8 protein-coding genes are annotated in these 10061 nt (G+C 41.6%); 6 read left to right on the top strand and 2 right to left on the bottom strand.

The window, feature by feature from the left end:
• Window positions 1–91: 91 nt before the first annotated feature.
• Entirely contained in the window at window positions 92–1519 is a 1428-nt protein-coding gene (locus tag CHA01nite_RS19930; protein ID WP_146944673.1) for an anthranilate synthase component I family protein, read from the bottom strand.
• 573 nt (window positions 1520–2092) lie between these two features.
• On the bottom strand, window positions 2093–2728 hold the full coding sequence (locus CHA01nite_RS19925; RefSeq protein WP_146944671.1) for a hypothetical protein: 636 nt from the start codon (window positions 2726–2728) through the stop codon (window positions 2093–2095).
• Window positions 2729–2867: 139 nt separating this feature from the next.
• On the opposite strand from CHA01nite_RS19925, the gene CHA01nite_RS19920 reads away from it, so the two are divergent.
• The 6 genes from CHA01nite_RS19920 (at window position 2868) to CHA01nite_RS19895 (ending at window position 9719) form a co-directional block, all read left to right on the top strand.
• Window positions 2868–3095 (top strand): hypothetical protein, encoded by a 228-nt coding sequence (locus tag CHA01nite_RS19920; RefSeq protein ID WP_146944670.1) that lies wholly within the window; start codon window positions 2868–2870, stop codon window positions 3093–3095.
• An 8-nt stretch (window positions 3096–3103) separates the two neighbouring features.
• Window positions 3104–3478: a c-type cytochrome gene (locus CHA01nite_RS19915; protein ID WP_228458472.1), complete on the top strand. Its 375-nt coding sequence runs from the start codon at window positions 3104–3106 to the stop codon at window positions 3476–3478.
• A 3-nt stretch (window positions 3479–3481) separates the two neighbouring features.
• Window positions 3482–4420, top strand: coding sequence for a 23S rRNA (adenine(1618)-N(6))-methyltransferase RlmF (rlmF, locus tag CHA01nite_RS19910; RefSeq protein WP_146944668.1), 939 nt, complete (start codon window positions 3482–3484; stop codon window positions 4418–4420).
• Window positions 4421–4817: 397 nt separating this feature from the next.
• Window positions 4818–6518 carry a lysine--tRNA ligase gene (gene lysS, locus CHA01nite_RS19905; protein WP_146944666.1) on the top strand — a complete coding sequence of 567 codons (1701 nt, stop codon included), beginning with the start codon at window positions 4818–4820 and terminating at the stop codon, window positions 6516–6518.
• Window positions 6519–6625: 107 nt separating this feature from the next.
• Complete coding sequence (locus CHA01nite_RS19900) at window positions 6626–8044, top strand: T9SS type A sorting domain-containing protein (RefSeq protein ID WP_146944664.1); 1419 nt, start codon at window positions 6626–6628, stop codon at window positions 8042–8044.
• A gap of 271 nt (window positions 8045–8315) precedes the next feature.
• Complete coding sequence (locus tag CHA01nite_RS19895; RefSeq protein ID WP_146944662.1) at window positions 8316–9719, top strand: T9SS type A sorting domain-containing protein; 1404 nt, start codon at window positions 8316–8318, stop codon at window positions 9717–9719.
• Window positions 9720–10061: the final 342 nt, after the last annotated feature.

Genomic DNA, 10061 nt, shown 5'->3' with positions numbered 1-10061 from the left:
CTAATAACTAATAACTAATAACTAATAACTAATAACTAATAACTAATAACTAATAACTAATAACTAATAACTAATAACTAATAACTAATAACTAACTTCTATCAACAAGCTTCTCCGCTTTCTCCACCGCCTTTTTCAGGGCATTCAGCTTGTTGTTTACTTCCTGGAGTTCGCTTTCGGGGTTGGATTTAGCGACTAATCCGGCACCGGCCTGGTAATACAGGGTGTTGTTCTTGCTTAAAAAAGTACGGATCATAATGGCCTGGTTGCATTCGCCGTCGAGACCGATCATTCCGATACAGCCGCCGTAATAGCCGCGGGAATCTTTTTCATATTTATCAATGAGCTGCAGGGCTTTATGTTTCGGGGCGCCGCTTAAAGTTCCCTGAGGGAAAGTGGTTGCCACCATTTCGAAAGGATTCGTCTGCTCCGCCAGATCGGCTGTTACTTCGCTCACCATGTGGATGACGTGGGAAAAAAGCTGGATTTCCTTCAATTTCGTTACTGTTACGTTTTTTCCGAGTTTTCCAAGATCGTTTCTGGCCAGATCTACCAGCATCGTGTGTTCTGCATTTTCCTTTTCATCATTTTTCAGGGCTTCGATCGACTGAAGATCGGTTTCAAGATGCCCTGTTCTTTTAAAGGTTCCCGCAATCGGGTGGATAACGGCCTTGTTGTTTTTAATGATCAGCTGGCTTTCCGGACTGGAGCCGAAGAGTTTATAGTTTCCGTAATCGAAGAAGAAAAGGTAGGGCGAAGGGTTGATGTTTCTCAGGGCACGGTATACGTTGAATTCGTCTCCTTTGAATTTCTGCTCAAACCTTCTGCTTAAAACCAGCTGGAACACATCACCCCGCATACAGTGCTTCTGTGCCGTCTTTACCAACTCTATGTATTCTTCATCCGTGACGTTTGAAGTTTCCCCGCCGTCCTTTTCAAAAGGGTAGATCACGGAATTGTGGTTTTTAATCAAGCTTTCCAATACATAAAGTTCCGGTTTTACGCCTTCCATGCGGTTTTCGATGATGTGCATTTCATCATTATAATGGTTGATGGCAATGACGTACTGATACAACCGGTACCTTAGAACTGGGATTTCTACTTCTGGGCTCTGGGGTTTAAAGCTCAGGTTCTCAAAAAACTGGACGGCTTCAAAACTGGTATATCCGAAAAGGCTCTGTGCCGTTTTCTCAATCGGATCATTGGTGCTTTCACATTCGAACACATGGGAAAAATCCTGCAGTATTTCGGTAATGTTCCGGTTGCCGATGGATTGCTTTACCGGTTCCCGGCCGGGAAGCTTCACTTCAAAATCCGTTAAGGTTTTAATCTCGATTCCGGCAATGGCATTAACGGCAATAAACGAGAAATTGTTATCGATATTTTTAGAATCCGAACTTTCCAGCAGGATGGTATCCCTGAACTGATCGCGGATCTGGAGATAAATGGTCATCGGCGTCCGGAGATCGCCCAGGGTTTTTCTTGAAACGGTTTTTACTTTTATTTTCTTACTGAACATCTGCAGTTTATTTTTAAATAGGGTTAAATGAAAAAGACTTCAACGGTATCCGTCAAAGTCTCTTTGTATATTGTTTTATTATTGATGCGTTAAGATGGATTAACAGCACGACAACAGCCTCAGACCCGACGAAGAGTTTGAATGCCACCACCAAATATTGTTGCTGTTACTAAACATGGTACAAATGTATATATTTTTTTGATATGAAAAATAAAATGATCAAAATAAATCTCAAAGCTTATAACAAATCCTGTTCCTTTTCTGTAGTTTGTTAAAATTTTCTACTCCGTGATCTAAAAGCCTGTTCAAATTTTAATTCAGAAATTTTTAGTCCTCTCTCTTCATCTTAATTTTCTGAATTAAAATAAACTTTGTTTATTCTTAACCTTTACCGCTGCAAAATTTTTGCCTAAAAAACTCAAATTTAATGGTTAAAAATGGTACGGATCAAAATTGGCTTTTTAAGCTAAAATATCTTAACTGCTTAATGGTGAAGATAAAACCTGAAACTTAAACGGGCTGTTAATGTTGAAATTCAAATCAGCTTTTCAATAAAGGCTTCAACTTAAAGTTCTAAAAAGATCTGTTTTCAAACTGCTTAAGTTTTTCCCGGTATTCAGGATCGTCATATTGTTTCAGATAGTTTCGGAGGGCAGAGCGGTATTCACGGATAAATTCAGGATTTCCGGGATCGGCCTCATATTGTATCCTGGCTTTTTCAACGGGAGAACGTTTTTCATACTTCAACAGCATCTTTCCTTCATCAGACTGGTTGTAAAGAATCACGATATTTCTTTCATAGCCGGGAATGAATTTGACGGGAAACGGTTTTTCTTTCTGCGGAATCCGGATAGCATTTTCAATAGGGTAGAGGGCTGCCGTTGTCGTGGAAAAGAAAGTGTTGACATAGCTGCCGTCCTGTTTCTTTACAATGGCTTCGTAATCGTGGATGTACTGTTCGTTGAGGGTAGAATTGGTCTCCACGTCGGAGGTAATGATGGCCGTGCTTTCCGTACCGTAGGTATTTAAAAACCAGGCATTGAGGAACTGTCCTGCGATAACATTTCCGATGGACAGGATAAAGGCGATGACCAGCAGCAGCCATTTTTTCGTAAGAGCAGATAACGCCCCGAAAATTACAAATAAAACAATCACCGTCAGAAAGCCGTGGTGGCTCGTAAAAAAGAGAACTTTTGAAATGAAAACCATGCCCTAAATTTAGAAATGAATCCTAAATATAATCATTCCTGAATTTAATCTTCCGTAAAATATCTTTAAAATGGACATTTATCATAAGTTTGAACGTTTATTTTTTATACTTTTGTCTAAATTTTTATAGGAAAAAATAATGAAAAAAGTATTAGCAATCGCGTTTATCGGAGGTTTAGTAGCGGCAAGCTGCTCAAAAAAGCCAAATCATGACTTACAGGACAGCAACACGATGTTGCCTGAGCCGGATGCCCCTACCGTAGTGGATTCCACTGCCAGAAAAACAGAGAATTCCCAGGTAAATGCAGCGGAATCTTTACCGGCCAACCAGGTAAAAGCAGATACGGCTACGGCTGCCAAAAAATAAGTACGGGAATGATGAGAAATCTGTTTTTAGCGGGAGGTGTGGCCATGCTGATGTTTTCCTGTTCTAAAAAAGAAACCCCTTCTGCCGATTCCGGTGCGGAAACAGCACATGCTTCTAATCCCGGAAACAGCAATCTCTCCGGAGATAAGATAATGGAGGCGCTGGACTGTTCCGGCTGCCATGCCGTGAACGAAAAGATGATCGGTCCATCGTATCAGCAGATTGCAGATAAATATTCTGAAAAAGATACGGAGCTGCTGGCTTCCAAGATCATTGAAGGCGGCAGCGGAGTCTGGGGCGGGGTCCCGATGTCTCCTCATCCTCAGGTGTCTAAAGAAGATGCCAAAAAAATGGTGCAGTATATTTTAAGCCTGAAAAAATAAGGCATGGCTGAAAAGTCCAACCTGCATCCCAGGAATCCCCACCGTGATCCGTACGATTTCGATCAGCTGATTGCCGGTGTACCCGAACTGAAACCTTATGTTTTTGTGAACGCTTATGAAAGTGTAACGATCGATTTCAGCCTCCCGAAGGCCGTTAAGCTCCTGAACAAAGCTTTGTTGTTACACTTTTATAGGGTTCAGCACTGGGATATTCCCGATGCCAACCTCTGTCCACCGATTCCCGGCAGGGCAGATTACATTCATTACATAGCCGATCTGCTGGCGGAATCTTCCGGCAAGCTTCCGGAGGGGCAACAGGTATACGGGCTCGATATCGGAACGGGTGCCAATCTGGTATATCCATTAATTGCGCACCGGTCATATGGCTGGACCCTGCTCGGAACCGATATCAATGACGATTCTTTACACAATGCAGGTCAGATCCTGGATCACAATCCGGACCTGTTGCCGGCTATCCGCCTGAAGAAACAGCCGCACGCGGATCACATTTTTAAAAATATCATTGGACCTGAAGACCGGTTTGCCTTCTCCATGTGCAATCCTCCGTTCCATGATTCCGAAGCTTCAGCTTTAAAGGGAAACCTGAGAAAAACAAAAAACCTGAGCAAATCCAAAGTGCGTAAACCGGTCCTGAATTTCGGCGGGCAGCAGTCTGAGCTCTGGTGTGAAGGCGGGGAGCCGGCATTTATTACCAAAATGATTCAGGAAAGTGCGCTGTATCCTTCGCAGGTCCTGTGGTTTACCTGTCTGGTTTCAAAAAAAGACCATCTCTTTAAACTGACCGCTCTTCTAAAGAAAGCAAAGGTAGCCGAGTTCCGGGTAACCGAAATGGCGCAGGGCAATAAAATAAGCAGGATGCTGGCATGGACGTTTGTTCCGCAGCACCAGCAAAAGGACTGGCCGGATTTTAATCAAAAATAAACACCTTACCGGTCGTAAGGTGCTGAGAATTGTGTTTCTAGAATCATACTCAAATCAGGTTTCTGTACAGAGATATTCCTTAACAATAACCTTCGCGTATTAAGTTATTCCGGCAGACTGATCCGGTAATTATTAAATCCGGGAAAACAAAGTCATTGTTTTTCATCCTTTATTTATTTTTGATTTGCGGTGTAACCCAAAGATAATGAATTTTCACCATTTTTAATTCATTATTAAGTGATATTTTTAATTTAATTTAAAATTTTCATAATTAAGTGGTATGTTGTTGATTATTTACTTGAATATTGACAATTTGATGGATATAATATTTGATCCAAGTTTTAAACTTAATTTTATAAATAATCACTAAATTTGTACGCTTTTAGAAAAATAAGAAATGCAATTATCAGAACAGGAAATCATTAGAAGAGAAAAGCTGAATAAGCTTGTTGAAATGGGGATCAACGCATTCCCTGCGGATGAATACGTTATTACGGATACCACAGAATCCATAAAACGGGATTTCGCAGAAAGTAAACAGGTGAAGATTGCTGGAAGACTGATGTCCAGAAGAATTCAGGGGAAAGCTTCTTTTGCTGAATTGCAGGATTCTACGGGCCGTATACAGGTGTATTTCAACAGGGACGAGATCTGCACGGGTGAGGACAAAACATTGTACAATGAAGTCTACAAGCACCTTTTGGATATAGGCGATATCATTGGGGTGGAAGGAGAGCTTTTCACCACGCAGGTAGGCGAGAAAACCGTTTTGGTAAAGAACTTTACCCTTCTTACCAAGTCTCTGAGACCGCTGCCACAGCCGAGAACCGATGAAAACGGCGTGATCTATGATGCTTTCAACGATCCGGAAATGAGATACAGACAGCGGTATGTGGATCTAACGGTAAACCCTCAGGTAAAGGAAGTTTTTGTAAAGAGAACGAAACTTTTCAATGCCATGAGAACGTTCTTCAACGATGCCGGCTATTTTGAAGTGGAAACACCAATTTTACAGTCGATTCCCGGAGGAGCTGCAGCCAGGCCTTTCATTACCCATCATAACGCCCTGGACATTCCGTTATATTTAAGAATTGCCAACGAATTATACCTGAAAAGGCTGATCGTAGGCGGATTCGACGGGGTATACGAATTCTCCAAAAACTTCAGGAATGAAGGAATGGACCGTACCCACAACCCGGAATTTACCGCTATGGAAATTTATGTAGCCTACAAAGATTACAACTGGATGATGGATTTCACCGAGAAGTTGCTGGAATTCTGTGCCGTTCAGGTAAACGGAACCACCAAAGCGACTTTCGGGGAATATGAGGTAGATTTCAAAGCACCTTACGAAAGGGTTTCTATGACGGATGCGATCCTTAAATTCACAGGTTTCGATATTACCGGTAAAACGGAGCAGGAATTATTCGACTTTGCCAAATCAATCGGCATCGAGGTGAATGAAACCATGGGGAAAGGGAAACTGATCGATGAAATCTTCGGTGAGAAATGTGAAGGAAACTTCATCCAGCCGACTTTTATTACCGATTACCCGATCGAAATGTCACCTTTAACCAAAAAACACAGAAGCAAGGAAGGCCTTACGGAGCGTTTCGAATTAATGGTCTGCGGTAAAGAAATCGCCAATGCCTATTCCGAGCTTAACGACCCGATCGATCAGAGAGAGCGTTTTGAAGACCAGCTGAAATTGGCTGAAAAAGGAGATGATGAAGCAGGTCAGTTTATCGACGAGGATTTCCTGAGAGCCCTGGAATACGGAATGCCGCCGACTTCAGGATTGGGAATCGGGATGGACCGGCTGATTATGTTCCTTACCAATAATGCCTCCATCCAGGAAGTGCTGTTCTTCCCTCAGATGAGGCCAGAAAAAGCCGTGCCGCAGATTGAGCTCGGAGAAGATGAAAAGGTGATCCTTGAAATCCTAAACTCCCGTGAAGAAGCATTCTCACTGGCCGAAGTAAAAGAAAGAAGCCAGCTGTCCGGTAAAAAATGGGATAAAGCTTCCAAAACCTTAACGAAAAACAACCTCGTGAAAGTGGAAAAGACTGATGAGTATGTTTTGATGAGGTTGGTGTAGTAACTTTATGTACCACAGATAGATATAAGCAGGCATTTATTGCCTGCTTTTTCATTTTTGTGTGAAAAAAAATAGTATTTTTGGAAAACACCTACAAACAAAATATTATGAAAAAATCTTTTATCACCGCGTTGGCGTTGGTGGCTGCACTGGCCAATGCCCAACTTAACCTCATACCGGATTCCGGTTTCGGTAATAACAGTATCGTCAATCTGGATCCCGGCCTCAGCGGATTCCTGTCTTACCATTTTGTGAATAATAAAATAATCGTTCAGAACTTTGATATGTCAACCGCCAGTCTCACGGATTCCAGAATTACCATGCTCAGGACGGATGGCAGCGTGGATTCCACTTTCGGGACTGCGGGCTCATTCGGCTGTCCGCTGGCCTACGGTACGGCAGGGACTGACGATTTCGTTCACAAATCCGGTACTGCCGATGTGATGATGTTTTCGGGTAAGAAATTCCACTACAACGGCACTTTGGACCTGAGTTACGGCACCGGAGGACAGGGCGAAGTCCTTACCGACGAGATTTACCGGAAGGTGCTGCCGAATGGGAATCTGCTGGTCAGGACGACCAACCGTATTTATCAGCTCAATCCTTCAGGACAGCTTGATCCTTCTTTTGGGGTCAACGGAGCCATGGACTGCAACAGCACTTTATCCGGTTCCGGAAACACTCTTTTCAGCGGGCATGAAAAATTCGTAGCTTTCCATGCCGGCAATTCCATTATGGAATATGAATCAAATAATTCATCCCTCAGAAAGATGAGTTATACGACGGGGAATTACGATACCGGCTTTGGAATCAACGGAAATGCACAATACCAAACGGGATCTTCATCCACCCTAATGAAATTTTGCATGACGGATGATAACTCATTGGTTAATTATTTGTTCGATGATTATTCATCGGTAAAATTTCTTACGAAAACACGTTCTACCGGTATGCTCGATACTTCATTCGGCTCCGGCGGAAGAATCGATCTCCCGGACAACCTCAACGGAAAAGAGCTTTTATATGTCCAGGATTTCGCGGTAATAAACAATCAGGCAGTAATACCGGTTTTGGATGACAGTTATCCCAGAAAGCTGTTTCTTTTGAGTACGGACGGTCATACTTTAAGCACAATTAACGGGCAGACCCTTTTAGATACGGGAATTACCACGCAGATGATGAATCCCGATGATAAAATCTCCGTTTCAGCGAAAGATAACTATCTCTATCTGATGATCAGCCCGAGAATTATTAAGAGGTATGTGATCTCAAATAATGTTCTTGCCGTTAAGGAAAACGGCATGGAGGCAGACGTTCAGTTTGTTAATCCCTTTCAGGACGAGCTGGATCTGATCACCGGTGAAGAAATAAAATCGGTGGAAATTTTTGATAAAGGCGGACGGTTGATCATGGAAACCAGATCCTCTAAAAATATCAATACTTCCAGCCTTCAGAAAGATGTTTATATTATAAAAATTACCACTGAAAAAGATAGGGTAATTTCTAAAAAAGGGATGAAACGCTAAACTTTTAACCTCATTAGAATACAGACTCCGGATTTCGTCCGGGGTTTTTTATTTGGAGATCATTTTTAAAAGATAAACTTATCCACAACCTGTTACAGTTCAGATAATAGATTATTGCTGTTTTAAAAATACAGCATGGGTTCCGAACTTCTTTTTTCACCATCCGTAACAAGAAATTATCACTTAGTTAGATTTTTATTAAAAATTTCCGGCGTGTATATCATGGGATTTAAAAATATTGTATCTTTGTCTTATTAAAAAACACGTTTTTATGAAACAAATTATTACCTTTCTGGGGTTGGCATGTACGATGGCCAATGCGCAGGTCACGATTACAAAAGACAATTCATTCGGAACCAACGGAACGGTTACCATTCCGGGCGTGGGATCAAATAATTATCCGCTGCTCATTCCCAACATCCATTCTACATTTCAGGGAAATAAGATTTTTGTGAGCTATCCTTCAGCAACCAGCAGCGAGACCCAGTTTATCCGGCTGAACAGCGACGGTTCGCCGGACAATACTTTCGGAACCAACGGAAATATACTGATCCCTTATTTTGAAGCTTATTATTTTTATGCGAACAACGACTTTTTCCTGACCACCGGAAATAAGAAATACCTTTCAGACGGCCAGCCGGACACCAGCTTCTCAGAGGCAGCCATGCAGGCAACCAACTGGCAATATAAAATTGGACTTTCAGACGGAAAGATTTTCTTCCGTGATGATACCGGCTTTTATAAATTCCTCTCAGACGGTACTCCTGACTCTTCTTATGGCACAAACGGTGCGATGGCCATCAATGCTGCCGTAGCAGGCGATCCGAATGGAAACAGCACTTATGAATTCTTTTTCAATAAAGGCAATGCGCTTTACGAATACATTTATCCTTCGGCTGGACAGTCCAATATCCGGAAAGTCGACATCAATACCGGAAATCTTGATGCTTCCTACGGGCAGGGAGGGTATGCCCAGATAACCAATTCAAACGTTCCTTCAGGAGCATCCCACGGATACAGTGTACAGGCTTCACAAAATGATGGCTCGATGATCAATATCCTTAACGACAGCAATAATATTTATTTTACAAAAACCAATACCCAAGGAAATTTAGATCTTTCCATAGGAGCCAACGGTGTGATTACGGGCAGCAAATCTTTTAGTTATAATGGTAGTTCTTATGAGGTAGGAGATGACCAGCTTCTCCCTTACAGTAACCTTCTTTTCGTTCCGGCAGAAAATTCAGCACAGGAACTGGGAATTGCCTGTTATTCTCTCACCGGGAATAATGTTACTATTAATAACAATACTTTTTATCCGCTTGCCGGAACTTCATTTACCTCCCAGAGATATGTCTTTGTAAAGGATAATTATATTTATGTGATCCACGACAACAACATTTCAAGATTTGTGATCCAGCAGCAGGTTCTTTCTGCAAAGGAAATATCCGATAAAAATACGAATGTCCATGTTACAAATCCTTTCAAGGACACAATTTCTATACATGCGGACGAGCCGGTGAAAGAAATTGAAATTGCGGATATGAACGGAAAGATCCTGGTGAAAGGCAAAGCATTGAGTCTTGACACTTCATCACTTTTAATAGGGACTTATTTTATAAAAATCCATATGGAATCAGGAAAAGTGGTTTCAAAAAAAGTGCTTAAAAACTAATAGGACGGTAGATTATTTTTTTCATCCGTTATATTCAGATCTTTATATTTAGGTTAAAAGTTTATTTTCAGTTCCGGCGGAGGCTTGCTTCCGCCGGAATTTTTATCTCCGGATTGTTTAAAGCATTTTTTCGAATAATTCGGTGTATCCGCTAAGACAGGTTTTTTTAAAATTTAAACAGACGAAAGTCAGAAGTTCTATGCACAGGCACTTAAAACGATCCTTACCTTCACTGGTATAAAAATATATCAGTAACCGTATTCAGTCTAAAAACTCTAAATGAAAGAAATTCTTTAACCGGAATTTTAAAAAACAGGATAAACTATTTTTTGCTATTTTCCG

Source organism: Chryseobacterium hagamense (assembly GCF_007991455.1).
Lineage (GTDB): Bacteria > Bacteroidota > Bacteroidia > Flavobacteriales > Weeksellaceae > Chryseobacterium > Chryseobacterium hagamense.
The sequence above is the reverse complement of the archived record's forward strand: the minus strand, read 5'-3'. Positions and strand labels throughout refer to the sequence as shown.

Excerpts from the sequence above, each read along its gene's own strand:
- rlmF (WP_146944668.1), top strand. The coding sequence starts at position 3,482 with ATGGCTGAAAAGTCCAACCTGCATCCCAGGAATCCCCACCGTGATCCG.
- lysS (WP_146944666.1), top strand. The coding sequence starts at position 4,818 with ATGCAATTATCAGAACAGGAAATCATTAGAAGAGAAAAGCTGAATAAG.
- CHA01nite_RS19915 (WP_228458472.1), top strand. The coding sequence starts at position 3,104 with ATGATGAGAAATCTGTTTTTAGCGGGAGGTGTGGCCATGCTGATGTTT.
- CHA01nite_RS19895 (WP_146944662.1), top strand. The coding sequence starts at position 8,316 with ATGAAACAAATTATTACCTTTCTGGGGTTGGCATGTACGATGGCCAAT.
- CHA01nite_RS19920 (WP_146944670.1), top strand. The coding sequence starts at position 2,868 with ATGAAAAAAGTATTAGCAATCGCGTTTATCGGAGGTTTAGTAGCGGCA.
- CHA01nite_RS19925 (WP_146944671.1), bottom strand. The coding sequence starts at position 2,728 with ATGGTTTTCATTTCAAAAGTTCTCTTTTTTACGAGCCACCACGGCTTT.
- CHA01nite_RS19900 (WP_146944664.1), top strand. The coding sequence starts at position 6,626 with ATGAAAAAATCTTTTATCACCGCGTTGGCGTTGGTGGCTGCACTGGCC.
- CHA01nite_RS19930 (WP_146944673.1), bottom strand. The coding sequence starts at position 1,519 with ATGTTCAGTAAGAAAATAAAAGTAAAAACCGTTTCAAGAAAAACCCTG.